The organism is Streptomyces sp. NBC_00344, assembly GCF_036088315.1.
GTDB lineage: Bacteria > Actinomycetota > Actinomycetes > Streptomycetales > Streptomycetaceae > Streptomyces.
The window spans coordinates 2,515,863-2,542,141 of record NZ_CP107996.1; the positions used below are offsets into that span (position 1 = coordinate 2,515,863).

Sequence of the window (26,279 nt, forward strand, 5' to 3'; positions counted from 1 at the left end):
GGGCGTCAGGCACAATCGGGGCCATGAGTCCTGAGCATCCCACCCCGAAGCCTTCCGAACCGGTCTACGCGGACCGCGTGTTCCGGTCAGCGGGCGGCATCGCCGGCGGTGTTCTGCTGCTCCTGCTCACCCTGTGGCTCGGCGCCGACGCCCTGATCAACGGCCACGGCAACGCCCCCTGGCTGGCCCTGGCCGGTCTGCTCTGCGTCGTGCCGCTGGTGTTCGCCTTCACACTGCGCCCCGCGGTGTACGCCAACGACGACCGGCTGCGGATCCGTAACCCCTTCCGGACGATCACGCTGCCGTGGTCCTGCGTCGTGGACATCCGGGCCGGCTACTCCAGTGAGGTCTTCACGGACGACGGGAAGTACCAGCTGTGGGCGGTACCGGTCTCGCTGCGCCGCCGCAAGCGGGCCAACGCGCGCCAGATGAAGGCCGCGGCCGGGCAGGGCGGCGGCCTCCGCCGCGACCGCAGCCCCTTCTCCGCCGCATCCGACACCGGATCGGCGCTCGCCCCTTCCGACCAGACCGTGACCGATCTGCGGGAACTCGCCGCGCACGGAGCGGACCGCCCGGCCGCGCAGGGCGCGCCCGTCATCCGCTGGGCGTACGAGATCATCGCGCCCGCCGTCGCCGGCGTGGTGCTCCTGGTCGTACTGCTGGCGGCCGGCTGACCCGAACGCCCCCTCCCCGGCAGACCGGGGAGGGGGACCGTACTACCGCGCGGGGCCGGTCACACCAGCTGCCACAGATGATCGGCGGACCCGTTGTCCGCCCACTGGGTGACCTGCGCGCTGTCGTTCTGCGACATCCCGTCGACGGCCAGTACCTTGCCGCTCCGGACGTTGACGATCTTCACCCAGCCGCCTCCGGCGTCGACCAGCTTCCACAGATGGTCCTGTGAACCGTTGTCGTTGTACTGCTGCACCAGCGCGCCGTCGGCCATGCTCTGGTCGTGGACGGCCAGCAGCTTGCCGCTGTTGCGGTTGTAGATCTTGACCGCACCGCCACCGGCGTCCACCACGGTCCACAGGTGATCGAGGGTGCCGTTGTCGCTGTACTGGGTCACGTTGGCGGAGTCGGCCAGCGACTGGTTGCTCACCGCGAGCACCTTGCCGGAGTTCTGGTTCCGGATCTTCGACCATGCCACCGCCGCACTCCCCTCCGGCAGCAGCAGTGCGAGCACACCGCCGATGACCGGGCGGTCGGCGAACCCCCGCTGGGCCCCGCTGTTCACCACGTACCAGTCGGAGAACGGCACCCGCTGCGGCGTGGTGTCGGCGAACCCGTACACGCCGTTGACCAGCGTGTCGCGGGTGGCGGTGTGGTCGGCGAGCCAGGCCGCCGTCCATATCTCCCAGTCGGCTTTGGTGTAGTCGTTGCGGGGGTCGAGGATCACCCCGTGCGCACCGGCGTGCGCCTGGTACCAGTCGGCCTCCTGCCGGGCGATCCCGGTGGGCACCAGATTCAGGCCGAGCACGCGGTCCGGGAAGCCGTTGTACTTCAGGCTCCAGGTGCCGTCCTGGTCGTAGGCGAGCTTCAGATGCGTGCCCGCCGGGTCCTGTCCCTTGCTCACCCACTGGCTGATGTAACCGCGGGCGACGGACAGATAGTGCGCCGAGTCCGATGCGTTGCCGGCCGCCGTGGCGATCAGGCCCATCGCGCCGATACCGATGATGCCCTTCAGCGCGAGGTTGACGCTGTGCGCGATCCACCCGGTGAAGTCGTCGGTCTGGTTCTGGTTGCCCGGGTCGAGGGCGTTGGCGACCAGGTAGTCGGCCCACTTGTGCAGGATCTCGTAGTGCGCGTCGGCGAAGGCGGCGGCCTGGTCGGACGGCAGCCTGCGGATGGCGGCGGCCGCCATGATCAGGATGTTGGCGGACTCCTCGACCGGCATGTCCTCCTCGTTGCCGTCGTCGTGCCCGGTCGCGTTGGGGTAGCTGGAGCCGAGGTCGTGCTCGGTGAACGCGCCGGGCCAGCCGCCGTGCTCCGCGTAGTCGAGCACGGGCTCGAGCAGCAGTCGCAGATAGCCCGGCGACAGATAGAGATAGGCGGGGAAGGCCGGGTAGGTCACATCGACGGTCGAGACGTTTCCGTCGGATGAGATCTCCTTCAGGAATGCCCACGGCGATCCGGCCCGGTCCACCAGCTCCGTACCGGCGACGCTCTGGCGCAGCGCCAGGGCGCAGACCGCCGCGTAGTGATCGCCGACGGCGCCGCCACCGACCGCGTTCGACGCGTCGTTGTGGATCCGGGTGTCCAGGGCGGCCGCGGCCGAGAGGGCGGCGCTGTAGTCGGCGTGGAACCAGTCGACCATGTCGGTCCAGGAACCCCAGTAGTGCGTCCACCACGGGTTGAGGCTGGTGCCGAGGTAGCTGACCGCGGGGGTACGCACATGTCCGAGGCCGACCTTGAAGAGCGCCGGAGCGGCGCCGGGGGTGACCGTGCCCAGGTCCTGCAGGAGACCGAGGACGGGCCACCGGTCGCTGATCGCCCGTGGCTTCGCGGAGTCGGACGTGTCGCCGAGCGCCCCCGACGCGGCGGCGGCCCGCACGGTGGTGTCCTGCCCGATCTGCCAGCTGAGGCCGCCGCCGGTGGGAGCGGCGAGCACCAGGGAGCCCCAGGACGCCTGGTCGTTGTGCTCCTGGAGGACACCGGGGGTGGCCGGGCTGCAGGTCAGCGCGGTCGTCGAAGCGGTCTTCCGCTGGTCCCAGGTGACCTGGGTGGCATCGTCACCGTGCACCCACTCCGCGGAGACGTCGACATGGACGGCGACGGTGTGGCTCCTGCCGTCGCCCGCGGCCGCCGAGACCGTCACGTAGCTCATCGGCACCGACTGACGCTGCAGATTGCCCAGGTCGACCGGGGAGAAGAAGGTGACGGTGAGCGTCACGCCGCCGCCGGCCAGCGTGTAGACGGACTTGGTGGCGGTCAGTGACAACGATGTCTGCTGCATCGTGGTCAGCGCCGGCCCGCCAGGGACCGACGGGTTGCCGGCGAACACGTACGCGACACCGTCGATCCTGGCGATCCCGCACAGCGCGGTGGTTCTGCCGTTCCAGAACGCCGGCCAGGTGCCCGCCAGGTTGTCGCCCGGCAGCCAGGTGGTCAGGTACATCGAACGGACGGCGAGCGGGGTCGCGGGCGGACGCAGCGGGCTGAAGGTGCTGGAGGCGAGGGAGCCCGGCGTCTGCGCCGCAGCGGCCGCCGCGCCCGCCGGCCAGGCTGAGGTGACGGCAGCGGCGGTGGCGACGCCGCCCCAGCGCATCAGGGCACGCCTGGAGAGCGCGCCGGGAGGGGTGGAGGCGGGGCCTGCGGGGCGTTCACGGTCCTCAGGATGTGACACGGAGGTTTCCCTTTCCGGTTCTGACGGAGGCGTACGCGAGGCTCCCGGGAGCCCGGCCGGCTGCCCCAGGGGTACTTTCCAACGTTGTAAGTCGTTATTCAGGCACCACGGAACCGGGCCGTCAAGATGCCCGGCAGCCATCCGTCCGGGCCGGCGGACACCCGGATCGGTTTACGGTCCCGCCGCTCACCCGTGTCCATCCGGTGACCGACTCCCCCTGTACAGGTTGCTACGCGCGTAGATATGCTCATCTGGTGACCATGCCCACCACTGTTCCCCCCGCATTCGCCGACGCGACCGCGTCCGACAGCGCGCTGCGCCGTTTCCTGCACGGGCTGCCCGGCGTGGACGCCGTTGGCCTCGAAGCGCGCGCCGCCTCCCTCGGCACCCGTTCGATCAAGACCACAGCGAAGGCCCACGCCATCGATCTGGCCATCTCGATGATCGACCTGACGACGCTCGAAGGCGCTGACACCCCGGGCAAGGTCCGGGCGCTGGCCGCGAAGGCCGTCCATCCCGACCCCACGGACCGCAGCGCACCGATGACGGCCGCGGTCTGTGTCTATCCGGACATGGCGGCGGTCGCCAGGGAAGCGCTGCACGGCGCCGATGTGAAGGTCGCGTCGGTCGCCACCGCCTTCCCGGCGGGCCGGGCCGCACTGCCGGTGAAGCTCGCCGATGTGCGGGACGCCGTGGCGGCGGGCGCCGACGAGATCGACATGGTGATCGACCGCGGCGCGTTCCTTTCCGGCCGGTACCTGTCGGTCTTCGAGGAGATCCAGGCCGTCAAGGCGGAGTGCGTACGTCCTGAGGGCAGCGCCGCCCGGCTGAAGGTGATCTTCGAGACCGGCGAGCTGTCGACGTACGACAACATCCGCCGCGCCTCCTGGATCGGCATGATGGCCGGCGCCGACTTCATCAAGACCTCGACCGGCAAGGTCGCGGTCAACGCCACACCCGCCAACACCCTGCTGATGCTGGAGGCGGTGCGCGACTACCGTGCGCAGACCGGCATCCAGATCGGTGTGAAGCCCGCGGGCGGCATCCGCAGCACCAAGGACGCGATCAAGTTCCTGGTGCTGGTCAACGAGACCGTCGGCGAGGACTGGCTGGACAACCACTGGTTCCGCTTCGGCGCCTCCAGCCTGCTGAACGACCTGCTGATGCAGCGGCAGAAGCTCAGCACCGGCCGCTACTCCGGCCCCGACTATGTGACGGTGGACTGATCACCATGGCATCCGTATTCGAATACGCCCCCGCGCCGGAGTCCCGCGCGGTCGTCGACGTCGCCCCGTCCTACGGGCTCTTCATCGACGGCGAGTTCACCGAAGCGGCGGACGGCAAGGTCTTCAAGACCGTCAGTCCCTCCAGTGAGGAAGTGCTCTCGGAGGTCGCCCGGGCGGGCGCAGCCGATGTGGACCGTGCGGTGCAGGCGGCCCGCGGGGCATTCGGTTCGTGGTCGGCGCTGCCCGGCTCGGAGCGCGCCAAGTACCTCTTCCGTATCGCCAGGATCGTCCAGGAGCGATCGCGCGAGCTGGCCGTCCTGGAAACTCTCGACAACGGCAAGCCCATCAGGGAGACCCGCGACGCGGACCTCCCGCTGGTCGCCGCGCACTTCTTCTACTACGCGGGCTGGGCCGACAAGCTGGACCACGCGGGGTACGGTGCGAACCCGCGCCCGCTCGGTGTCGCCGGTCAGGTCATCCCGTGGAACTTCCCGCTGCTGATGCTCGCGTGGAAGATCGCACCGGCGCTCGCCACCGGTAACACCGTGGTCCTGAAGCCCGCCGAGACCACCCCGCTCAGCGCGCTGTTCTTCGCCGACATCTGCCGTCAGGCCGGTCTGCCGAAGGGCGTCGTCAACATCCTTCCCGGTTACGGGGACGCGGGCCAGGCGCTTGTTGAGCACCCGGACGTCAACAAGGTCGCCTTCACCGGTTCGACCGCCGTGGGCAAGGCCATCGCCCGCTCGGTGGCCGGTACGGACAAGAAGGTCACTCTGGAGCTCGGCGGCAAGGGCGCCAACATCGTCTTCGACGACGCCCCCATCGACCAGGCCGTCGAGGGCATCGTCACCGGCATCTTCTTCAACCAGGGGCAGGTCTGCTGCGCGGGTTCGCGCCTGCTCGTACAGGAGTCGGTCCAGGACGAGCTTCTGGACTCGCTGAAGCGGCGCCTCTCCACGCTCCGCCTCGGCGACCCGCTGGACAAGAACACCGACATCGGCGCCATCAACTCCGCCGAGCAGCTGGCCCGGATCACCGCGCTCGCCGACACCGGTGAGGCCGAGGGCGCCGAGCGCTGGTCGCCCGCGTGTGAACTCCCCTCCGCCGGATACTGGTTCGCACCGACGCTGTTCACCGGCGTCACCCAGGCACACACCGTGGCCCGCGACGAGATCTTCGGCCCGGTGCTCTCGGTGCTGTCCTTCCGCACACCGGACGAGGCCGTCGCCAAGGCGAACAACAGCCAGTACGGCCTCTCGGCCGGCATCTGGACGGAGAAGGGCTCGCGGATCCTCGCGGTCGCGAGCAAGCTCCGGGCCGGTGTGGTGTGGGCCAATACATTCAACAAGTTCGACCCGACCTCGCCCTTCGGCGGCTACAAGGAGTCGGGATACGGACGTGAAGGCGGCCGCCACGGCCTGGAGGCGTACCTCGATGTCTGACGGACGACTGAATGTCTTCAAGACCTACAAGCTGTACGTCGGGGGCAAGTTCCCCCGTTCCGAAAGCGGGCGGGTGTACGAGGTGACCGACTCCAAGGGCAACTGGCTGGCCAACGCGCCCCAGTCGTCCCGCAAGGACGCGCGGGACGCGGTCGTCGCGGCGCGCAAGGCGTTCGGCGGCTGGTCGGGGGCCACGGCGTACAACCGCGGCCAGGTGCTCTACCGCATCGCCGAAATGCTGGAGGGCCGCCGCGACCAGTTCGTGCGCGAAGTGGCGGACGCCGAAGGCCTGTCCAGGCCGAAGGCGGCGGCAGCGGTGGACGCGGCGATCGACCGCTGGGTCTGGTACGCGGGCTGGACCGACAAGATCGGCCAGATCGCTGGCGGGGCCAATCCGGTGGCCGGGCCGTTCTTCAATCTGTCGTCCCCCGAACCCACCGGCGTCGTCACGGTCCTCGCACCGCAGGACTCGTCGTTCCTCGGCCTGGTCTCCGTCGTCGCCCCGGTGATCGCCACCGGGAACACGGCGGTGGTGATCGCCTCCGAGAAGTCCCCGCTGCCCGCGCTCTCGCTCGGCGAGGTGCTCGCCACGTCGGACCTGCCTGGCGGTGTCGTCAATGTGCTGTCGGGGAGGACCGCTGAGATCGCGGCGCCGCTCGCCGCGCACCAGGACGTCAACGCGATCGATCTCACCGGCGCTGACGCCGGGCTGGCCGTCGAGCTGGAGATCGCAGCGGCCGACAACCTGAAGCGGGTGCTGCGTCCACAGCCGGTGGATTTCTTCGCCGGCCCCGGCACGCACCGGCTGACGGCGTTCCTGGAGACGAAGACGGTCTGGCACCCGACCGGTGCGCTGGGTGTGTCCGGCTCGTCGTACTGAGTACGCAGGAGCCCGCGCCCTGCGGGGCGGCCCCGCAGGGGCCGCCGCGCGAGGTGGAGGCTCATCGGCCGGGCAGCAGATCCTTCAGTGCGGCGCCCCTGGCCACCGGTGCGGTGACCTGAGTGGTGGAGACCGGCTTGAAGTCGGCGACCTGGGTGCCGACCCCGTTGTTGAGCGGATCCACCCCGGTGTTGGCGAGCGGGTCCAGCTGGAGGTTCTTCACCGCTCCCATCGCGCCTTCCGCTCCACCGTTCAGGACCTTCACCGGTGGCGCTCCGTGGTCTCCCGATGCCGCGGTGGGAGCGGCGGCGCCGTTCTTGGCGGGCGCCGCGGCCTGGGCCGCCGCAGCTCCCATCCCGAGCGCCGCACCGGCCACCGAAACGGTGAGGCCGATGCGCAGCAGGGAGTTACGCCGGGGCCCGGGAGAAGCATGCTTTGCCATGGGTTTCCTGACTCACTGGACAGTCGTCTGAGTAATCACAAGCCCACGCAGCGTAGTTGAGACGCGGTGTGCTTTCCAAGGAACGCACCGGGAAGCACTCTCCCGGGTGGACGCACCGGCCGCCGGATGACGGAGAATGGTCACCCGTGAGTTCATCCCAGCCCATACAGACCCGCGTTGTCCTCCTCACGGGACCCTCCGGTTCCGGAAAGTCGTCCCTCGCCGCGCGCTCGGGCCTTCCTGTGCTGCGCCTGGACGACTTCTACAAGGAGGCTGACGACCCCACGCTGCCGCAGGTCTCCGGCAGTGCCGACATCGACTGGGACTCGCCGGAGTCCTGGGACGCGGACGCCGCGGTCACGGCGATCGGGGAGCTGTGCCGTACGGGGCGCACCACGGTCCCGGTGTACGACATCGCGACCAGCGCCCGGGTCGGTGCGGAGACGCTCGGCATCGGCCGGCCCGCGGTGTTCATCGCCGAGGGGATCTTCGCCGCGGACATAGTGCGGCGCTGCGCGGATCTCGGCCTGCTGGCGGACGCCCTGTGCCTGCGCGGGCGGCCGTCGACCACCTTCCGGCGCCGGCTGCTGCGGGATCTGCGTGAGGGGCGTAAGTCGGTGCCGTTCCTGCTGCGGCGCGGATGGCGGCTGATGCGGGCCGAACGGGGGATCGTGGCCCGTCAGTCCGGACTCGGGGCGTACGCCTGTGACAAACCGGAAGCCCTCTCCCGGCTCGCGGCTGCCGCCGGGTCCCGCGCCGCGGCCCGGCAACCCCTTGCCGGCCGGGCCCTCAGCGAGTAGTCCGGAGCCTCGGCGGTCAGTCCGGGCGGTACGCACGGCTGTCCGCACGCTTCGCCGTCCGATCCCGGTGCGGCGGTGAGGAGTTCGGGGCAGGCGACTTGCGCACGCCGCTCCACGCTCCGCCGCGGGTCCTGGCCGGGACGCCGCGGGTCCGGGACTGCGCCCGGGCCCCCGGTCTGCCGCGCGTGCTGTGTCCGCGCACGGAAGCGGGGCCGGACAGGCCCCCCCGGCCTGTCCGGCCCCGCTTCCCCCGTGCGGTACATCTGCCGTCTCCCCCGAAACAGCAGCCCCCGTACCCCCTTCGGTACATCTGCCGTCTCCCCCGAAACAGCAGCCCCCGTACCCCCTTCGGTACATCTGCCGTCTCCCCCGAAACAGCAGCCCCCGTACCCGATCCTCAGGCGACCAACTCGCCGAAGGACTCCTCCTCGTCACGGCCGAAGCTGAGGACGTCGTCCTCGCGCAGCCGGCGCAGGGAGCGCCAGATGCTGGACTTCACCGTGCCGACACTGATGTCGAGGATCTCTGCGATCTCGGGATCCGTACGACCCTCGTAGTACCGCAGCACCAGCATGGTGCGCTGCGGTTCGGGCAGCCTGGCCAGCGCCTGCCAGAGCACGGCGCGCAGTTCGGTGCCGCGCATCGCGTCCGTGTCGCCCGCCGTCTCCGGCAGCTGCTCGGTCGGATACTCGTTGAGCTTGCGCCGGCGCCAGGCACTGATGTGCAGGTTGGTCATGGTGCGGCGGAGGTAGCCGCCGACCGCCGCCTTGTCACTGATCCGGTCCCAGGCGCGGTAAGTGGAGAAGAGCGCGCTCTGCAGCAGGTCCTCGGCCTCGAAACGGTCACCGGTCAGGTGATACGCGGTGGCGTACAGGGAGGCGCGGCGCTCCTGGACGTAGGCGGTGAACTCCGCCTCCGACAGGGACTGCCGTTCCCCCGTGCCCTCCCGGTACGCCACCGCGGGTTTCGGTGCGTCGACCACGGTCATGTAGGCCGTGCGCTGACGCCCGGCGCCACGGGTGCACCCCCGTCCGATCGGGGAGGTGCTTCCTTCGGCACCGGACTTCTCGGTGTTGCGCGCTGCCACGACGTCGTGCAGACGCGTGACTACTGCGCTGGAGTTGTTGCTGTGCAGTGTGTTCATCTCGCGCCCCCCGTCGTGGAGTCGTGCTCCGGCTTGTGATGAAGAGACTGCCCTCGCAGTTTCATGGGGGTGTCTGCCGACTGTCACAGGCGCGTCACAAGGGCCGCCAGGGTCCGCTCCCCCCGGTCGCCGGGGTACCGGAAACGGGCGCCCGGAGACCATCGGCCGGATTACGGAGGCGATGGGAGCGCTCCAGAGGTCGAACTCCCCTGCACCATGGGCCAGAATGACCTCCGTGCCTTTCCTGTTGCTGATCGAGGACGACGACGCCATCCGCACGGCTCTTGAGCTGTCTCTGTCACGCCAGGGGCACCGTGTGGCCACGGCGGCCACCGGCGAGGACGGATTGAAGCTGCTGCGCGAGCAGCGGCCCGATCTGATCGTGCTGGATGTGATGCTGCCCGGGATCGACGGATTCGAGGTGTGCCGGCGGATCAGACGGACCGACCAGCTGCCGATCATCCTGCTCACCGCGCGCAGCGACGACATCGATGTGGTGGTCGGACTGGAGTCCGGGGCCGACGACTACGTGGTCAAACCTGTGCAGGGCCGGGTGCTCGACGCCCGGATCCGTGCGGTGCTGCGCCGCGGCGAGCGCGAGTCCACCGACTCTGCGGCCTTCGGCAGTCTCGTCATCGACCGGTCCGCGATGACCGTGACCAAGAACGGCGAGGATCTCCAGCTCACCCCGACCGAACTGCGGCTGCTCCTCGAGCTCAGCCGCAGGCCTGGGCAGGCGCTGTCCAGGCAGCAGTTGCTGCGGCTTGTCTGGGAACACGACTACCTCGGTGACTCACGGCTGGTCGACGCCTGTGTCCAGCGGCTGCGTGCGAAGGTCGAGGACGTACCCTCGTCGCCGACCCTGATCCGTACCGTCCGCGGGGTCGGCTACCGGCTGGACACGCCTCAGTGAGTCGTACGTTCCTCCACGGACTGCGCTGGACCAGCCTGCGGCTGCGGCTTGTCGTCGTCTTCGCCCTGGTGGCGCTCACCGCGGCCGTCTCCGCCTCCGGTATCGCCTACTGGCTCAACCGCGAGGCGGTGCTGACCCGCACCCAGGACTCCGCACTCAAGGACTTCCGGCAGGAGATGCAGAACCGGGCCGCCTCACTGCCCCTGCAGCCGTCGCAGAGCGAACTGCAGACCACCGCTTCGCAGATAGCGGGCAGCAGCAACCCGGGCTACAGCGTGCTGCTGGTCGGTGAGCGGGCGAAGGGCAAGCCGGTCGTCGGCTATTCCAACCTGGACGGCTTCACCCTCTCCGATGTGCCGAAGCGGCTGCAGGACGCGGTGGGCAAGCAGCAGAAGGTGAGCACGGGCAATCCCTTCGCGTACCACCTGTTCTGGCAGCGCATCACCCTGCACGGCAAGCCCTATCTGGTCGGCGGCAGCAGGATCATCGGGGGCGGCCCCACCGGCTACATGCTGACCTCGCTCGCCCAGGAGCGGGAGGATCTCAACTCGCTGGCCTGGTCGCTGGCGATCGCCACCGCGCTGGCGCTGATCGGCTCCGCGCTGCTCGCCCAGGCGTCGGCGACCACCGTCCTCAAACCCGTGCAGCGGCTCGGCGACGCTGCCAGGCGGCTCGGCGAGGGCAAACTCGACACCCGGCTCAGGGTCTCCGGCACCGACGAACTCGCCGAACTGTCGAGGACGTTCAACAGAACCGCGGAGGCGCTGGAGCAGAAGGTCAGCGACATGAGCGCCAGGGAGGAGGCCAGCCGCCGCTTCGTCGCCGACATGTCGCACGAGCTGCGGACGCCGCTGACCGCGATCACCGCGGTGTCGGAAGTCCTGGAGGAGGAGGCCGACAGCCTCGATCCGATGATCGCGCCCGCCGTGCAGCTGGTGGTGAGCGAGACCCGCAGACTCAACACCCTGGTGGAGAACCTGATGGAGGTCACCCGCTTCGACGCGGGCACCGCCAGGCTGGTCCTCGACCATGTGGACATCGCCGACCAGATCACCGCCTGCATCGACGCCCGTGCCTGGCTGGACGCGGTGGAGCTCGACGCGGACCGCGGCATCCTGGTGAGCCTCGACCCGCGCCGCCTCGATGTCATCCTGGCCAATCTGATCGGGAACGCCCTGAAGCACGGCGGATCGCCGGTCCGGGTCGCCGTACGCATCGAGGGCGACGAGCTGGTCATCGAGGTCCAGGACCACGGCCCCGGCATCCCCGAGGACGTGCTCCCCCATGTCTTCGACCGTTTCTACAAGGCGAGTGCGTCCCGACCGCGCTCCGAGGGCAGCGGCCTCGGTCTCTCCATCGCGATGGAGAACGCGCACATCCACGGCGGGGACATCACGGCGGCCAACGCGCCGGACGGCGGCGCGGTGTTCGTCCTGCGGCTGCCGCGCCACCCCGCGGACCCCGCGGGGGACGAACAGGAAGGCGACAGCGCATGAGGGCGGGCAGGCCGGCGACGGCTCTCATAGGGATGACCGCCGTGGTCTCGGTGGCCGCCGGGTGCGGGATCCGGGACACCTCGGTACCGGTGGACGCGGGCGCCGCACCGTCCCGGGTGGCCTGCGACCTGCCCGCGCCCAACGTCACGGCCCAGGCTCTCGAGGGCATCCCGGTGCGGGTCTATCTGGTCTGCGGCAGCCGTCTCGTACCGGTCGACCGTACGGTGCAGATCGCCGAGGGCAGGACGCTGTCCGACGGTGTACGGGTCGCCGAGAAGCTGCTGGACGAGCTGCGGGAACAGCCGACCGCCGCAGAGAAGGACGCCGGGTTCGCCACCGATGTGCGGACCCCGCTCTCGGTGAGCGCCGGGAGGAGCAGCGATCCGGACGGCGCGCTGCGGCTGAGCCGCGATCCGGCGGACCTGCCGTCCGCCGCGCTGGCCCAGATCGTCTGCACCTACGCGGAGAGCGCGGCGGCCGGGGCCGATGGTGCGGTGGTGCTCGGCGGTCCGGGCCAGGACCCGCCGCGCGCCTACTCCTGCACCCAGCAGCTGAAGACCAGCCCGGACTCCGACCCGGATCCCGGCGACGTACGGACCGGGAGATGACGGACCGCCCGCTCCCGGCGGCCGTACCGCGGGGCCCGGGAGCGGTGACGTCACAGTGACAAACTCGGCGGAACCGAACCCGCCGCTCACCGCGTCTTGGGGAGCGTGCGTCAAGGAATCGACGGTCGCTCCGTCATCCGGTCCCGTGTCGGGGGGATACTCCTCCTCGCCGCGCATCTACTGATCGTCGGCTGGCTGACGCTGCGCCCGCTCGACGTGATGTGGGTGACCGCGTCGAACTTCACCCCGTTCGCCGGGATCAGGGCGGACCTCGCCCTGGGCGCCTTCGCGGCCACCCGCAGGATCGGCGAGGGACTGCTGCTGCTGGCGCCGCTCGGGGTGCTGCTGCCCCTGGCGGGCGGGCGGCTGGATGTCTCGCCCTGGGCCTCGCTGGCCCGTACGGTCGCGTCCGGCGCGCTGATCTCGCTGGCCATCGAGCTGCTGCAGACCGGGGTGCCCGGGCAGGTCGTCGATGTGGACTCGCTGCTGCTGAACACCGTCGGTGTGGCCCTGGCACACGCCGCCGTCGTACCGGCCGCGCGCTCCCGGATGCGGGGCAGGCAGGCGCACACCGGACGCAGCGTGCGCCCGCGGCGGAAGGCGGAAGGGGCCCCTCAGGGGGCGACCCCGACGATTCCCAGGGTCGGCGTCGCCCCGTAGAGCGACGCTCCGCCTCGCTGCCGGCGGCATGATGGAAGGACGGGGAGCTCGATGGAGCAGCTCCCACGACGCTTCGCGAAGGAGCCCCTCATGTCCGCACTTGCCCGCCCCCGTGAAGGCCGCGTCCTCGGTGGAGTGTGCGCAGCGCTGGCACGGCGCTTCGGCACCTCTGCGACGACGATGCGAGTCATCTTCGTGGTCTCGTGTCTGCTGCCGGGACCGCAGTTCCTGCTCTACCTGGTGCTGTGGATCGTGCTGCCCGACGAGGAGAAGGCGTCGGCCGCCTGGTAGCCCGCCATCCCGCAGCCCGGCGTTCCGGGCTGCCCCGCCCGCCAGGGCAGCGGGGCCGCACACCCCTGGGGACGGGTGTGCGGCCCCGCTGCTGTGCTGCCGCGGTTCTCCCGCGGGTGCGCCGTGGGAGTGCTCAGCCGCCGAGGCCGGGCAGCGCGGCGCGGGTCACGCCACCGGTCGGCAGTCCGCCGAGGAGGCCGGAGGCGGGGTTGGCCATGTGGGGAGTGGGCAGCGCCTGGGACACGGTGCTGCCCATGGCGGTGCGCCCGGCCGCCAGGGATTCGCCGGCACCGGCCGGCAGCGTCGACGCGCTGCTGTCCGAGGGAAGCTGGCCGGCGACGGTGTCCAGCGTGCCGGCCAGGTCCGGCGTGGCCTTCACGGTGGCCGCCGAGGCGGACCCCGCGGCGGCCGCGGCGAAGGCGGCACCGACGAGGGCGACGCCGAGGGTCTTGGCAGCAGACTGCTTCATGAGGAAAACGTCCTTGCGAAGGGGAATTGAGCGGCTACGCACGGTAGCCATCCATTCGCACGGCCCGCAAACACCACGAGCGGCCGGAGAGGACGGTCTCCGGCCGCTCGTGAGTCTGTACGGTCAGCTCGTCGCAGCCGTGGAACCACTGGTCACAGCGGTCTGGCGGAACAGCCACTCGGACTTCAGTTCGGCGTAGCCGGGCTTGATGACCTCGTTGATCATGGCCAGCCGTTCATCGAAAGGAATGAACGCTGATTTCATCGCATTGACGGTGAACCACTGCATGTCGTCGAGCGTGTAGTCGAACACATCGACCAGGGACTCGAATTCACGGCTCATCGTGGTGCCGGACATCAGGCGGTTGTCGGTGTTCACGGTGGCCCGGAAGTGCAGCTTCCTGAGCAGCCCGATCGGGTGGTCGGCGTAGGAGGCGGCGGCGCCGGTCTGCAGGTTGGACGTCGGGCAGAGCTCCAGCGGAATGCGCTTGTCCCGGACATACGACGCGAGGCGACCCAGCTTCACGGTGCCGTCGTCGGCCACCTCGATGTCGTCGATGATACGGACCCCGTGCCCGAGCCGGTCGGCTCCGCACCACTGCAGCGCCTGCCAGATCGACGGCAGTCCGAACGCCTCGCCCGCGTGGATGGTGAAGTGGTTGTTCTCCCGCTTCAGGTACTCGAAGGCGTCGAGGTGCCTGGTGGGCGGGAAGCCCGCCTCGGCGCCCGCGATGTCGAAGCCGACCACGCCCAGATCGCGGTAGCTGTTCGCGAGTTCGGCGATCTCCAGCGCCCTGGCGGCGTGCCGCATGGCGGTGAGCAGCGCACCGACGCGGATCCGGCGGCCGTTCTCGCGGGCGATCCGCTCGCCCTCCCGGAAGCCCTCGTTGACGGCCTCGACGACCTCTTCGAGGCTGAGGCCGCCCTCCAGGTGCTGCTCGGGGGCGTACCGGATCTCCGCGTACACCACACCGTCCTCCGCCAGGTCCTCGGCGCACTCGGCGGCGACCCGCACCAGCGCCTCACGCGTCTGCATGACGGCACAGGTGTGCGCGAAGGTCTCCAGATAGCGCTCCAGCGAACCGGAGTCGGCCGCCGCCCGGAACCAGATGCCGAGCTTGTCCGCGTCGGTCTCCGGAAGGGCCTCGTAGCCGGCCGCCCGGGCGAGTTCGATGATGGTGCCGGGGCGCAGACCGCCGTCGAGGTGGTCGTGCAGCAGCACCTTCGGCGCTCGGCTGATCTGGTTCGTGGTGGGCGATTGCGTGGTCTGGCTCGTCATCCGTGCACTGTAGCCCCTACGCGCGTAGAACCGGGTGGGCCGATATGTAACAGTGACCGTCCTGAAGGGTGGTGTACACCTTCGCTTCTGAGACTGTTCCGTTATGGCACAGCAAGCACCAGGCCTGCCGGAAGCGCGGCTGGGACGGGCAGTTGGGGCAGACGGCGCGCAGTCGGCGGTCAGCGGCGTGGTGCTGCTGCTGCCCGACGGCGCCCCGCTCTCCACCCGCCGCCCCTCCCCCCTCCCGTACGCCTCCCTGCAGCCCCTGGCCCGCAGACTGGCCCGCGCCGGACGCGGCGACGGCCTTGCGGCCCATGTCGTCCGCTACCGGTTCCACGGGTGGAACGGCACCGACGCGCATCTCGCCGAGGACGCGGCCTGGGGGGTGGACGAGGTGATGCGGCGCTACGGTGACGTGCCCGTCTGCCTGGCCGGCCACGGCATGGGCGGCCGTGCGGCCCTGCACGCGGCCGGCCACCGGGCCGTCACCTCCGTCTTCGCGATGGCCCCCTGGCTCCCCGAGGACGACAGGGCTGCCGTGCCCGAACCGGTGAGACAACTGGTCGGCCGTCAGGTCCTGATCGTGCACGGCACGACCGACTCCCGCTCGGACCCCGAACTCTCCTACCGTCTCGCCGAACGTGCCAAGAAGACCAACCACGACATCTGCCGCTTCGAGGTGCACTCGGACGGGCATGCGCTGCGCCAGCACCGGGCCGAAGTGGTGGCCCTCGCATCGGACTTCGTGCGGGGCACGCTCTTCTCCAGGGCCTTCGCCAGACCGGTGGCCGACGCGTTCGCGGCCCCGCCGCCGCTGGGCCTGCGCATGCCACTGGCAGCCGGCTTCGGGCGCACGCTCGGCCGGTAGCCGGGGGGGGCCGGCCCCCGGGTCCGCCGCCCGTCACTCCGGCAGCAGCTTCCCCCGCCGCGACAGCAGGAACTCCTTGAAGGCCGCGACGGGGGCCGTGTCCGGATGGCCGTCCAGCCACGCCACCCCGATCTCCCGTACCGCTCGCGGTGCGGTGACGGCCAGCTCCACCACCCCCGGCCTCGCCACCGCCGGCGGCGGCAGCAGCGCCACCCCCAGACCGGCCGCGACCAGACCGCGCAGTGTCTCCGCCTCCTCGCCCTCGAAGGCGACCCGCGGGGTGAACCCGGCCTCGGCGCACAGGTCGTCGGTGATGCGCCGCAGTCCGTAGCCCGGCTCCAGCGTCACGAACGTCTCGTCGGCGGCTTCCGCGAGCCGGACCCGCTTGCGGCCGGCGAGCCGGTGGTCGTCCGGCACCACGAGGCGCAGCCGTTGCTCGTCGAGCCTGCGGCTGACCAGGTCGGGTGCGTCGGGGACCGGCGATGTCAGACAGAGGTCGAGCTCCCCCGCCCGCAGCCGGCTGATCATCGCCTCGCCGTAGTTCTGCACCAGCTGGAACCGCACCCGCGGATGACCTGCCCGGAAGGCCCTGATCAGGGCGGGCACCGTCTCGGATCCCATGGTGTGCAGAAATCCGAAGGAGACCCTGCCCGCGGTCGGGTCGGCGTCCGCCCGCACCGAGTCCGCCGCGCGCTCGACCTCGGCGAGGGCCCGCTCGACGGTGCCGAGGAAGGTGCGGCCCGCCGGGGTCAGCGAGACCGTACGGCCCCTGCGCGCGAACAGCGCCACACCCAGGTCGGCCTCCAGTCTGACCATGGCCCGCGACAGGGTGGACTGCGGCACCGACAGCTCCTGCGCAGCCCGGGTCACATGCTCATGGCGCGCCACCGCCTCGAAGTACGCGAGACGCGGTGCGAGCAGGAGTCGGATGTCGTCTTCGTAACTGCTCGGTGACAGCCGCGGCTGTGAGCTGTAGTCATGCGCCATGGGAACGATTATGACCAGTCCATGCATTGGACGCATGAGGATCGGCGGCCTACGTTCGCTGTATGCCTCCTGCAAGTACCGGGGTGCTCACCACGGTGAGTGCCTCCGCCGCGCCGTCATCCGATTCCCGGCCCCAGCAGCTCACCCCGGGACGCCCCGGCTACCGCCGGATGAGCTTCGCGCTCTTCGCCGCCGGTATGGCCACGTTCGCGCTGCTCTACTCGACCCAGGCACTGCTGCCCGCCATCACCGCGGACTTCGGCGTCACGGCGAGCCAGGCCAGCTGGACGGTGTCCGCCGCGACCGGCGGGCTGGCGCTCTTCGTGCTGCCGCTCAGCGCGCTCTCGGAACGCTTCGGGCGGCGGACGATGATGACCGCTTCGCTCGCGGTTGCCGTCGGCATCGGACTGCTGGTGCCGTTCGCACCGGGTCTGGGCTGGCTGATCGCGCTGCGCGCCGTGCAGGGCGCCGCCCTCGCGGGTCTGCCGGCGTCCGCGATGGCCTTTCTCGCCGAGGAGGTGCAGCCGAAGGCGCTGGTCGCGGCGATCGGTCTGTTCGTGGCGGGCAACTCCATCGGCGGGATGAGCGGCCGCATCCTCGCCGGCTGGGTGGCGCAGGCCTGGGGCTGGCGGGCGGCGCTCGGCGCGATCGGCGTGGTCGCGGTCGTCTGCGCGGTCGTCTTCCGTCTCATGCTTCCGGCGGCACGTAACTTCAGCCCGGTCTCCCTCAACCTCCGCGCCCTCGGCCGCACCGTCGCCGCACACGTGGGCGACCCACTGCTGCGCAGGCTGTACGCCATCGGCGCGCTCTTCATGACGGTCTTCGGCGCCGTCTACACCGTGATCGGCTACCGGCTGGTCGACGCCCCTTTCGGTCTGGCCCAGGGCCTCGCGGGTTCGGTCTTCCTGGTCTACCTGGTCGGCACGGTCTCGTCCGCCGCTGCCGGGCGGCTGGTCGGCCGGCTCGGCCGCCGTGGCGCGCTCTATCTCGCGGGGTCGACGACCGCCGCCGGGCTGCTGCTCTCGCTGGCCGATGTGCTGGCGGCGGTTCTCCTCGGACTCGTACTCATCACGGCGGGCTTCTTCGCCGGGCACGCGGTCGCCTCGTCCTCCGTGAGCCACACAGCGAAGACCGGACGCGCCCAGGCGTCGGCGCTCTACCAGTCGGCGTACTACCTGGGCAGCAGCGCGGGCGGCGCGCTCGGCGCGATCGCCTTCCACGCGGGTGGCTGGGCGGGCACGGTCGCGCTGGGGCTGCTCGCCGTGCTCGGCGTCGTGGCGATCACGCTGTACGGATCGCACCGCGCCCGCTCGGCACAGCGGCTGCCCGTCGCGGCCCGCTGACCGGAGGACGGAAGAACCGTGGCGCGGCCGTGCAACTGCCGGCCGCCCCCGGCCGTCTACCTCTCCGAACACACGAATTGCGCAGCACATGCGGAGAAGAAGGACGGGTCGCATGGAACACATACGACGAAGAGGGGCTGCGGCGGCGGGCATCACCGCTCTGGTGGTCCCGCTGACCATGGCGCTGGGCGGGGCGACCCCCGCCATGGCGGCCGGCTGCACCACGAGCACGGGCCCGTACCAGAAGCAGGCCGAGAGGTTTCTCGGCCGGACGGCGGACGGAAAGCAGTCCGCCGCGGACTGCGCGGCGATCAGGAGCTTCCAGTCCACCCACGGCATCACTCCGGCGATCGGCTACGCCGGCCCCGTCACCTGGGGCGTGATGGACCTGATGAACCAGCAGAAGGCCGCAGGAAAGAATCCGGACAAGGCCGGCAAGTGCCCGGTGAACAAGGGCCGTATCGCCTGCGTCGACCTGACCCGTCAGCTGAGCTGGATCCAGGACGGCAGGAAACTGGTGTTCGGACCGGTGCCGGTACGCACCGGGCGGGACGGTCACGAGACGCGGACCGGCCTCAAGAAGATCTACTGGCGGGACAAGAACCATGTGTCCTCGCTCTACAACGTGTCGATGCCGTACAGCCAGTTCTTCGACGGCGGCGAGGCCTTCCACTCGGTGGGCCTGAGCATGTGGAACCCGCCCGGATCGCACGGGTGCGTCAACATGACCGGCACCAACGCCGCGACGTACTGGTCGCTGCTCAAAAAGGGTGACGACGTCTACGTCTACGGCCGCAAGCCGGGAACCTGATCCGGGGCCGTACGGGGAACCGTGTGCCGATTGTCAGTGGCCCCCTGTAGTTTCGGATCGCTGGTGTGATTCGTCTCGGACAGGGGGCACCATGGCCGACCTCGCGACTACAGACCTCGACTCCCGTCTGGAAGGACACCGGACCGAGCTGACGGGCTACTGCTACCGCATGCTCGGTTCCTCCTTCGAAGCGGAGGACGCCGTCCAGGACACCATGGTCCGGGCCTGGCGGAGCTTCGACCGCTTCGAGGGGCGTTCCTCGCTGCGCTCGTGGCTCTACCGCATCGCGACCAATGTCTGCCTGGACATGCTGAACGCGGGGAACAAGCGGGCCCGGCCGATGGATCTCACCGCCGCGACCCCGGTCGCCCAGGCGGCGCTCAACTCCCGCCCCGAGGTCACCTGGCTGGAGCCGGTGCCGGACGGCAGGGTGCTCCCCACGGCCGCCGATCCGGCCGAGGCGGCGGTGGAACGGGAGTCGATCCGGCTTGCCTTCGTCGCCGCCCTGCAGCATCTGCCGCCCAAACAGCGGGCCGTACTCATCCTCCGCGAGGTGCTGGCCTGGAAGGCGAGCGAGGTCGCCGAGCTGCTCGAGACCTCGGTGGCATCGGTCAACAGCGCCCTCCAGCGGGCCCGCTCGACCCTCGCCGACTCCGCACCCGCGGCCACCGACACCGCCGATCCGCTCGACGAGGAACAGCAGAAGCTGCTCGCCCGCTATGTGGCGGCCTTCGAGGGTTACGACATGCAGGCACTGACCGCTCTGCTGCATGAGGACGCCACCCTCTCCATGCCGCCGTACGACCTGTGGCTGCGCGGCCACGACAACATCGTCGGCTGGATGCTGGGGGTCGGCTCGGTCTGCCGGGGCTCCCGGCTGCTGCCGGTGGTGGCCAACGGCACGCCGGCCTTCGCCCACTACCACCCGAGCGAATCGGGCAAGGGCTTCGATCCCTGGGCGCTGATGGTCATCGAGATCACCGACGGCGCGGTCGCCGGGATCACGTCGTTCCTGGACACCGAGCGGTGGTTCCCGCTGTTCGATCTGCCCGCCCGTCTGGAGGAGTGAGCGGCCGGACCGGCGTGTCCGGGAGTGTGAGCGGCCGGACCGGCAGCTACGGCGGGTCCGGCAGGCCCACCAGATTCAGCAATGCGCGCAGAGCGGGGGCGGCGTTGCGCAGCCGCAGGAGGCTGCCGTGTCTGCGCGCGGTCAGCCTGAGCCGCAGGACGGCTTCGACCGCGGTCAGGTCGGGACACACCAGCGCCCCTGCGTCGCAGACGACCTCGGATGCCCCGGTGCTGGTCAGCAGTGCTCCGAGTTCCTCGCACAGGCGCGGCACATCGGCCCGGGAGACCGGGCTGGGGAGCACAAGGGCGATCGGCTCGATGACATCCACAAGGGGAAAGACCGGCCCGGCGTGCGGAACTCATCGCCCGGCCGGTCCTCCAGCGCCGTACGTCCCTCAGGCGATGCGGTCCAGCACGATCGGGCTCGCCGTGAAGCCGGTGCCCGCAGCGGCGATGTCGAACGCCGCGGGAAGCGACTCGAGCGCGTAGGCGAACTTCTCCGGGGTGTCCGTGTGCAGGGTCAGCAGCGGCTGGCCCGCGGTCACCGTGTCACCCGGCTTCGCATGCAGCTCGATGCCGGCACCCGCCTGCACCGGGTCCTCCTTGCGTGCGCGGCCCGCACCGAGCCGCCAGGCGGCGACGCCGATGTCATACGCGTCGAGACGGGTCAGCACTCCGCTCGAAGGGGCGGTGACGATGTGCTGCTCGCGGGCGACCGGCAGGGCGGCGTCCGGGTCGCCGCCCTGGGCCTCGATCATCCGGCGCCAGTGGTCCATGGCGGAGCCGTCGGCGAGTGCCTTGGCCGGATCGGCGTCCTTGAGTCCTGCCGCGTCCAGCATTTCGCGGGCCAGCGCGAGAGTGAGCTCGACGACGTCGGAAGGACCGCCGCCCGCCAGGACCTCGACGGACTCACGTACTTCGAGGGCGTTGCCCGCGGTCAGACCGAGCGGCGTGGCCATGTCGGTGAGGAGCGCGACGGTGCGGACGCCGTGGTCGGTGCCGAGTCCGACCATCGTCGAGGCGAGCTCGCGGGCATCCGCCAGATTCTTCATGAAGGCGCCGGAGCCGACCTTCACGTCCAGCACCAGGGAGCCGGTGCCCTCGGCGATCTTCTTGGACATGATCGAGGACGCGATCAGCGGAATGGCCTCGACGGTGCCGGTGACGTCGCGCAGCGCGTAGAGCTTCTTGTCGGCAGGGGCCAGTCCGTCTCCCGCCGCACAGATGACCGCGCCGACCGAATCGAGGACGTCCATCATCTCGGTGTTGGAGAGCAGCGCCCGCCAGCCGGGGATGGACTCCAGCTTGTCCAGGGTGCCACCGGTGTGGCCGAGGCCCCGGCCGGAGAGCTGCGGCACCGCGGCACCGCAGGCGGCGACCAGCGGAGCCAGCGGCAGCGTGATCTTGTCGCCGACGCCACCGGTGGAGTGCTTGTCGGCGGTCGGCCGGGAGAGCGCCGAGAAGTCCATCCGCTCACCGGAGGCGATCATCGCCGCGGTCCAGCGGGCGATCTCGGTGCGGTTCATTCCATTGAGCAGGATCGCCATGGCCAGCGCCGACATCTGCTCGTCGGCGACCTCGCCGCGGGTGTAGGCGTCGATCACCCAGTCGATCTGCTCCGGGCTCAGCTCGCCGCGGTCCCGCTTGGTGCGGATGACGGAGATGACGTCCATGGCATTCCTTCCGGCAGACATACGTATCGCGCGACTCTACGCGCATAGAAAACAGGCGGTGAGTACGGCCCTCCCGCAGTCGCGGAAGGGCCGTTCACTCAGTTGAGGTGCTGCGGGCCGAACGCCTGGGGCAGCATCTCGGACAGCGGGAGGACCCCGCCCGGGGTTTCGAGCAGCAGCTCGGGCCCGCCGAATTCGTACAGCAGCTGACGGCAGCGACCGCACGGCACCAGCACGGCGCCCTCACCGTCCACACAGGTGAAGTGCGTCAGCCGTCCCCCGCCGGTGGCCTGGAGCTGGGAGACCAGTCCGCACTCGGCGCACAGCCCGAGACCGTACGAGGCGTTCTCGACATTGCAGCCGACGACCGTGCGGCCGTCGTCCACCAGGGCGGCCACACCGACCGGGTACTTCGAGTACGGCGCGTACGCACGGGACATCGCACCCCGCGCAGCCTCCCGCAGAACATCCCAGTCGATCTCGGTCACTTGCCCTGGCCCTTCCGGTAGCGCATACCGTCCGCCTTGGGCATCCGCAGCCGCTGCGCGGAGAGCGAGAGCACCAGCAGCGTCACCACATACGGCGTGGCACCCACGAAGTCGGACGGGACATCGTCGGTCAACAGGTACCAGACGAGGATGACCGCGGCCATCACCGCGCTGATCGTGCCCTGCACGAGCGCCCTGCGGTACAGCTTCCACCCGGCGAGCAGCACCAGCAGCACCACGATGAGCAGCAGCAGCGCATGGACGGTCTCGCCGCCGTTGCGCAGCTGGAGCGCGTCGGAGAAGCCGAACAGCCCGGCGCCCATGGCGAGTCCGCCCGGCCGCCAGTTACCGAAGATCATCGCGGCGAGACCGATGTAGCCACGGCCGCCGGTCTGGTTCTCCAGATAGGTGTGCGTGGGGACCATCGCCAGGAACGCACCGCCCAGACCGGCCATACCGCCGGAGATGGCGACGGCCGCGTACTTGTACCGGTAGACGTTGACACCCAGCGACTCGGCGGCGATCGGGTTCTCACCGCTGGAGCGCAGCCGCAGGCCGAACGTGGTCTTCCACAGCACCCACCAGGTGCCGGCGAAGAGCAGCACGGCCAGGATCGTCAGCACCGAGACGTCGGTGACCAGGCCGCCGAGGATGCCGGCCAGGTCGGAGACCAGGAACCAGTGGTGGTTCGCGATCGAGTTCAGACCGTCCGAGAGGCCGGGAACGGTGACGGTGGGCAGCGAGTCGACCGGCGGCGACTGCTTGGGGTTGCCGCCCTTGACGGCCGCTTCGCCGTTGGTGAAGAAGATCTTGGCGAGGTACTGCGTGATGCCGAGCGCCAGCAGGTTGATCGCGACACCGGACACGATGTGGTCGACGCCGAAGGTGATGGTGACGATGCCGTGGATCAGACCGCCGAGCATGCCGAAGGTGATTCCGGCGAGCAGCCCGAGCCAGGGGCTGCTCTGCCAGCCGATCCAGCCGGCCCCGAAGGTGCCGAGGATCATCATTCCCTCGAGGCCGATGTTGACCACACCGGCCCGCTCGGACCACAGTCCGCCCAGACCCGCGAGGCCGATCGGGACGGCGAGCCCGAGCGATGCGCTGATCTGCCCCTCGGAGGTGAGCTGGTCGGCGCCGGTGACGATCCGGACCAGCGAGATCAGGATCAGGGCGCCCGCGACGATCAGCAGGACCTTGGGAAGGCTGAGTTTGCGGCCGGACCTGGCCTTCGCCGCCTTCGGAGCCGCCGGAGGCGGGGTCTTCGTCATCGTCGCGGTCATGCCGTCACCTGCTGCGGGATCGAGGCGGCCTGCGCGGCGAGTTCGGCGCCGACCTTCTGCTGCTGGCGCTTGAGTCCGTACCGGCGGACGACCTCGTAGGCGATCACGACGCACAGGACGATGACGCCCTGGATCACGCCGAGGATCTCCTTGTCGTACCCCTTGAACTCAAGGTGGTTGGTGGTGCGCTCCAGGAAGCCCCAGAGCAGCGCGGCGAGCGCGATGCCGATCGGGTGGTTGCGGCCGAGCAGGGCGATCGCGATGCCGGTGAAGCCGACACCCACCGGGAAGTCGTTGCTGTACATGTGGCTGTCGTTGAGCAGCGTCGGCATACCGATCAGACCGGCCATCGCGCCGGAGATGATCATGCTGGTGGCGACCATCTTCTTGACACTGACACCACTCGCGGAGGCCGCGGACTCGGACTGGCCGACCGCCCGCAGATCGAAGCCGAAGCGGGTGCGTCCCAGCACGAACCAGTACGCGACACCGGCCAGCGCCGCGATCACGATGAAGCCCCACAGCACACCGGCCGGGCCGGTGTCGATGGAGAAGAACCAGGACGACTCCGGCAGCGGCCTGGTGGAGACCAGAGTGCCTGAGTCGTCGAGCTGACCGAGCCTGCCCGGCTGCATCAGATAGGCGATGACCGCGGTGGCGATCGAGTTGAGCATGATCGTCGAGATGACCTCGCTGACGCCGCGCGTCACCTTCAGAACACCCGCGATCCCCGCCCACATCGCGCCGACCAGCATGGCGGTGACGATCATCAGTGGGATCTGGACGGCGCCCGGCAGTGTGAGGGCGCCGCCGACCACCGCGGCGAAGAAGGCGGCCATCCGGTACTGGCCGTCGACGCCGATGTTGAAGAGGTTCATGCGGAAGCCGATGGCCACCGCGATACCGGCGAGGTAGTACGTCGTCGCCTTGTTGAGGATGTAGATCTGGCTGTCGCTGGCGGAGCCGAAGGTGAGCATGTCGCTGAACGCGGCGAGCGGGTTCTTGCCCGTGGCCAGGATGACCAGTGCGGTGACGACCAGGGCCGCCACGAGCGCGAGCAGGGGTGCGGCGATCCCGAGGATCAGCCGTTCCCGGTCGATGCGTGAGGTGTACTTCTTCATCGGTCCTCTCCCCCAGCTTCTGCACCGGCAGCGTCCTGGTGGTCCAGGTGTCCGGTGGCGGCGCCGGTCATCGCGGAGCCGAGTTCCTCGGGGGTGATCGTGGCGGGGTCCGCGTCGGCGACAAGCCGGCCGCGGTACATCACCCGCAGGGTGTCGGACAGGCCGATCAGCTCGTCCAGGTCGGCGGAGATCAGCAGGACCGCGAGGCCCTCACGGCGGGCCTCCTTGATCTGGTCCCAGATCTGCGCCTGGGCGCCGACGTCCACACCCCGGGTGGGGTGCGCGGCGATCAGCAGCTTGGGGCGGTGGCTCATCTCCCGGCCGACGATCAGCTTCTGCTGGTTGCCGCCGGAGAGCGAGGCCGCAGTGACATCGATACCGGGCGTACGGACGTCGTACTGGGCGACGATCCGATCGGTGTCGGCGCGTGCGGCCTTGGCGTCGATCAGTCCCCGCCGCGAGTTGGGGCGTTCGGTGACGTGGCCGAGAATGCGGTTCTCCCAGAGCGGCGCCTCGAGGAGCAGGCCGTGGCGGTGCCGGTCCTCGGGGATGTAGCCGATACCGGCCTCGCGCCGCTTGCGGGTGGGTGCGTGCGAGATGTCGTCGGTGCCGAGAGTGATGACCCCGCCGTCAGGGTCGCGCATACCCATGATCGCTTCGACGAGCTCCGCCTGGCCGTTGCCCTCCACACCTGCGATGCCCAGGACTTCGCCCTTGCGGATGGTGAACGAGACCCCGGAGAGCACATCGCGCACGAACCCGTCGGCGTCGGCCGCCGTCAGCCTGAGGTCGTCGATGTCGAGCATCGGCGTTTCGGTGACCGTCGACTCACGGGTCTCGGGCGAGGGCAGCTCGCTGCCGACCATCAGCTCGGCCAGCTGCCTGGACGTGGTGGACGCCGGATCGACGGTACCCACGGTGGTGCCGCGGCGGATGACCGTGATCTCGTCGGCGACCGACAGCACCTCGCCCAGCTTGTGCGAGATGAAGATGACGGTCAGGCCCTCGGACTTGAGCTCGCGCAGGTTGTCGAAGAGCGCGTCGACCTCCTGCGGGACCAGCACCGCGGTCGGTTCGTCGAGGATCAGGGTGCGGGCGCCGCGGTAGAGGACCTTGAGGATCTCCACCCGCTGGCGGTCGGCGACCCCGAGGTCCTCGACCAGCACGTCCGGGCGGACGTTCAGCCCGTACGCCTCCGAGAGCTCCCTGATCCTGGCACGGGCCTTGTTGCCGATGCCGTACAGCTTCTCGCCGCCGAGTACGACGTTCTCGAGGACGGTGAGGTTGTCGGCGAGCATGAAGTGCTGGTGCACCATGCCGATGCCGAGGGCGATGGCGTCGGCCGGGGTGGAGAAGGACGCCTGCTTGCCGTCGACAGCGATGGTGCCCTCGTCCGGCTTCTGCATGCCGTAGAGGATCTTCATCAGGGTGGACTTGCCGGCACCGTTCTCACCGCACAGGGCGTGCACGGTGCCCTTGCGGACGGTGATGTCGATATCGCGGTTGGCGACGACACCGGGGAATCGTTTGGTGATGCCGCGCAGTTCGACGGCGGGCGGGCTGAACGCGTTGATGGCGCACTCTCCTCGGGAGAAGGAGCGATGGGGCGGCGGGCCCCGGCGGAGGCGGGGGGTGCGGTGAC

Annotated in this window: 26 protein-coding genes; 14 read left to right on the plus strand and 12 right to left on the minus strand. The window is 70.1% G+C overall.

Annotated elements, in window-relative coordinates; all coding sequences use genetic code 11:
* Positions 1 to 23: 23 nt before the first annotated feature.
* Positions 24 to 674 carry a PH domain-containing protein gene (locus OHS16_RS11240; protein WP_328537048.1) on the plus strand — a complete coding sequence of 217 codons (651 nt, stop codon included), beginning with the start codon at positions 24 to 26 and terminating at the stop codon, positions 672 to 674.
* Positions 675 to 733: 59 nt separating this feature from the next.
* Here OHS16_RS11240 and OHS16_RS11245 read toward each other — a convergent pair whose 3' ends face one another.
* Positions 734 to 3,346, minus strand: coding sequence for a glutaminase domain-containing protein (locus tag OHS16_RS11245; RefSeq protein ID WP_328537049.1), 2,613 nt, complete (start codon positions 3,344 to 3,346; stop codon positions 734 to 736).
* 260 nt (positions 3,347 to 3,606) lie between these two features.
* Here OHS16_RS11245 and deoC point away from each other — a divergent pair, with 260 nt between their 5' ends.
* Genes deoC through OHS16_RS11260 form a run of 3 tightly spaced genes read left to right on the plus strand, consistent with a single transcriptional unit; the run spans position 3,607 to position 6,894 of the window.
* Entirely contained in the window at positions 3,607 to 4,572 is a 966-nt protein-coding gene (deoC, locus tag OHS16_RS11250) for a deoxyribose-phosphate aldolase (RefSeq protein WP_328540802.1), read from the plus strand.
* 5 nt (positions 4,573 to 4,577) lie between these two features.
* Positions 4,578 to 6,014 carry an aldehyde dehydrogenase family protein gene (locus tag OHS16_RS11255; protein WP_328537050.1) on the plus strand — a complete coding sequence of 479 codons (1,437 nt, stop codon included), beginning with the start codon at positions 4,578 to 4,580 and terminating at the stop codon, positions 6,012 to 6,014.
* Positions 6,007 to 6,894, plus strand: a complete 888-nt coding sequence (locus tag OHS16_RS11260; protein ID WP_328537051.1) for an aldehyde dehydrogenase family protein — start codon at positions 6,007 to 6,009, stop codon at positions 6,892 to 6,894. The genes OHS16_RS11255 and OHS16_RS11260 overlap by 8 nt, the downstream gene beginning before the upstream one ends.
* Before the next feature lie 61 nt (positions 6,895 to 6,955).
* Here OHS16_RS11260 and OHS16_RS11265 read toward each other — a convergent pair whose 3' ends face one another.
* Positions 6,956 to 7,336, minus strand: coding sequence for a hypothetical protein (locus OHS16_RS11265; RefSeq protein WP_328537052.1), 381 nt, complete (start codon positions 7,334 to 7,336; stop codon positions 6,956 to 6,958).
* 146 nt (positions 7,337 to 7,482) lie between these two features.
* Here OHS16_RS11265 and OHS16_RS11270 point away from each other — a divergent pair, with 146 nt between their 5' ends.
* Entirely contained in the window at positions 7,483 to 8,136 is a 654-nt protein-coding gene (locus OHS16_RS11270) for a uridine kinase family protein (RefSeq protein WP_328537053.1), read from the plus strand.
* A gap of 397 nt (positions 8,137 to 8,533) precedes the next feature.
* Here the strand turns inward: OHS16_RS11270 and OHS16_RS11275 are convergent, their stop codons facing one another.
* Entirely contained in the window at positions 8,534 to 9,280 is a 747-nt protein-coding gene (locus OHS16_RS11275; protein ID WP_328537054.1) for a SigE family RNA polymerase sigma factor, read from the minus strand.
* Positions 9,281 to 9,515: 235 nt separating this feature from the next.
* On the opposite strand from OHS16_RS11275, the gene afsQ1 reads away from it, so the two are divergent.
* The 5 genes from afsQ1 to OHS16_RS11300 all read left to right on the plus strand — a co-directional run bounded on the left by afsQ1 (position 9,516) and on the right by OHS16_RS11300 (position 13,248).
* The gene (afsQ1, locus tag OHS16_RS11280) at positions 9,516 to 10,193 is read left to right on the plus strand and encodes a two-component system response regulator AfsQ1 (RefSeq protein WP_328540803.1); all 678 of its coding nucleotides are present in this window, start codon (positions 9,516 to 9,518) and stop codon (positions 10,191 to 10,193) included.
* Positions 10,190 to 11,689, plus strand: a complete 1,500-nt coding sequence (locus OHS16_RS11285; RefSeq protein WP_328537055.1) for a HAMP domain-containing sensor histidine kinase — start codon at positions 10,190 to 10,192, stop codon at positions 11,687 to 11,689. The genes afsQ1 and OHS16_RS11285 overlap by 4 nt, the downstream gene beginning before the upstream one ends.
* On the plus strand, positions 11,686 to 12,297 hold the full coding sequence (locus OHS16_RS11290; protein WP_328537056.1) for a hypothetical protein: 612 nt from the start codon (positions 11,686 to 11,688) through the stop codon (positions 12,295 to 12,297). The genes OHS16_RS11285 and OHS16_RS11290 overlap by 4 nt, the downstream gene beginning before the upstream one ends.
* A 105-nt stretch (positions 12,298 to 12,402) precedes the next feature.
* The gene (locus tag OHS16_RS11295; RefSeq protein WP_328537057.1) at positions 12,403 to 12,957 is read left to right on the plus strand and encodes a VanZ family protein; all 555 of its coding nucleotides are present in this window, start codon (positions 12,403 to 12,405) and stop codon (positions 12,955 to 12,957) included.
* A gap of 90 nt (positions 12,958 to 13,047) precedes the next feature.
* Positions 13,048 to 13,248 (plus strand): PspC domain-containing protein, encoded by a 201-nt coding sequence (locus OHS16_RS11300; RefSeq protein WP_328537058.1) that lies wholly within the window; start codon positions 13,048 to 13,050, stop codon positions 13,246 to 13,248.
* A gap of 133 nt (positions 13,249 to 13,381) precedes the next feature.
* Here the strand turns inward: OHS16_RS11300 and OHS16_RS11305 are convergent, their stop codons facing one another.
* The gene (locus OHS16_RS11305) at positions 13,382 to 13,717 is read right to left on the minus strand and encodes an ATP-binding protein (RefSeq protein ID WP_328537059.1); all 336 of its coding nucleotides are present in this window, start codon (positions 13,715 to 13,717) and stop codon (positions 13,382 to 13,384) included.
* Between the two features lie 123 nt (positions 13,718 to 13,840).
* Positions 13,841 to 14,995 carry an adenosine deaminase gene (locus tag OHS16_RS11310; protein ID WP_328537060.1) on the minus strand — a complete coding sequence of 385 codons (1,155 nt, stop codon included), beginning with the start codon at positions 14,993 to 14,995 and terminating at the stop codon, positions 13,841 to 13,843.
* Between the two features lie 103 nt (positions 14,996 to 15,098).
* On the opposite strand from OHS16_RS11310, the gene OHS16_RS11315 reads away from it, so the two are divergent.
* Positions 15,099 to 15,863 carry an alpha/beta hydrolase gene (locus OHS16_RS11315; protein WP_328537061.1) on the plus strand — a complete coding sequence of 255 codons (765 nt, stop codon included), beginning with the start codon at positions 15,099 to 15,101 and terminating at the stop codon, positions 15,861 to 15,863.
* A 33-nt stretch (positions 15,864 to 15,896) separates the two neighbouring features.
* Here OHS16_RS11315 and OHS16_RS11320 read toward each other — a convergent pair whose 3' ends face one another.
* On the minus strand, positions 15,897 to 16,850 hold the full coding sequence (locus OHS16_RS11320; RefSeq protein WP_328537062.1) for a LysR family transcriptional regulator: 954 nt from the start codon (positions 16,848 to 16,850) through the stop codon (positions 15,897 to 15,899).
* A 62-nt stretch (positions 16,851 to 16,912) separates the two neighbouring features.
* Here OHS16_RS11320 and OHS16_RS11325 point away from each other — a divergent pair, with 62 nt between their 5' ends.
* From OHS16_RS11325 to OHS16_RS11335, 3 genes are all read left to right on the plus strand, one after another.
* Complete coding sequence (locus OHS16_RS11325) at positions 16,913 to 18,193, plus strand: MFS transporter (RefSeq protein ID WP_328537063.1); 1,281 nt, start codon at positions 16,913 to 16,915, stop codon at positions 18,191 to 18,193.
* A gap of 112 nt (positions 18,194 to 18,305) precedes the next feature.
* Positions 18,306 to 19,004, plus strand: coding sequence for a L,D-transpeptidase family protein (locus OHS16_RS11330; RefSeq protein WP_328537064.1), 699 nt, complete (start codon positions 18,306 to 18,308; stop codon positions 19,002 to 19,004).
* A 91-nt stretch (positions 19,005 to 19,095) separates the two neighbouring features.
* A complete protein-coding gene (locus tag OHS16_RS11335; protein WP_328537065.1) occupies positions 19,096 to 20,073 on the plus strand; it encodes a sigma-70 family RNA polymerase sigma factor in 978 nt (325 codons plus the stop codon).
* Positions 20,074 to 20,119: 46 nt separating this feature from the next.
* Here the strand turns inward: OHS16_RS11335 and OHS16_RS11340 are convergent, their stop codons facing one another.
* From OHS16_RS11340 to OHS16_RS11365, 6 genes are all read right to left on the minus strand, one after another.
* Entirely contained in the window at positions 20,120 to 20,401 is a 282-nt protein-coding gene (locus OHS16_RS11340; protein ID WP_328537066.1) for an STAS domain-containing protein, read from the minus strand.
* 66 nt (positions 20,402 to 20,467) lie between these two features.
* On the minus strand, positions 20,468 to 21,745 hold the full coding sequence (locus OHS16_RS11345; protein WP_328537067.1) for a thymidine phosphorylase: 1,278 nt from the start codon (positions 21,743 to 21,745) through the stop codon (positions 20,468 to 20,470).
* 98 nt (positions 21,746 to 21,843) lie between these two features.
* The gene (locus OHS16_RS11350; RefSeq protein ID WP_328537068.1) at positions 21,844 to 22,233 is read right to left on the minus strand and encodes a cytidine deaminase; all 390 of its coding nucleotides are present in this window, start codon (positions 22,231 to 22,233) and stop codon (positions 21,844 to 21,846) included.
* Complete coding sequence (locus tag OHS16_RS11355) at positions 22,230 to 23,516, minus strand: ABC transporter permease (RefSeq protein ID WP_328537069.1); 1,287 nt, start codon at positions 23,514 to 23,516, stop codon at positions 22,230 to 22,232. Before OHS16_RS11355 ends, OHS16_RS11350 begins: the two co-directional genes overlap by 4 nt.
* Positions 23,513 to 24,637, minus strand: coding sequence for an ABC transporter permease (locus tag OHS16_RS11360; RefSeq protein WP_328537070.1), 1,125 nt, complete (start codon positions 24,635 to 24,637; stop codon positions 23,513 to 23,515). The genes OHS16_RS11355 and OHS16_RS11360 overlap by 4 nt, the downstream gene beginning before the upstream one ends.
* Positions 24,634 to 26,181, minus strand: coding sequence for an ABC transporter ATP-binding protein (locus OHS16_RS11365; RefSeq protein WP_443042757.1), 1,548 nt, complete (start codon positions 26,179 to 26,181; stop codon positions 24,634 to 24,636). The genes OHS16_RS11360 and OHS16_RS11365 overlap by 4 nt, the downstream gene beginning before the upstream one ends.
* Between the last annotated feature and the right edge of the window lie 98 nt (positions 26,182 to 26,279).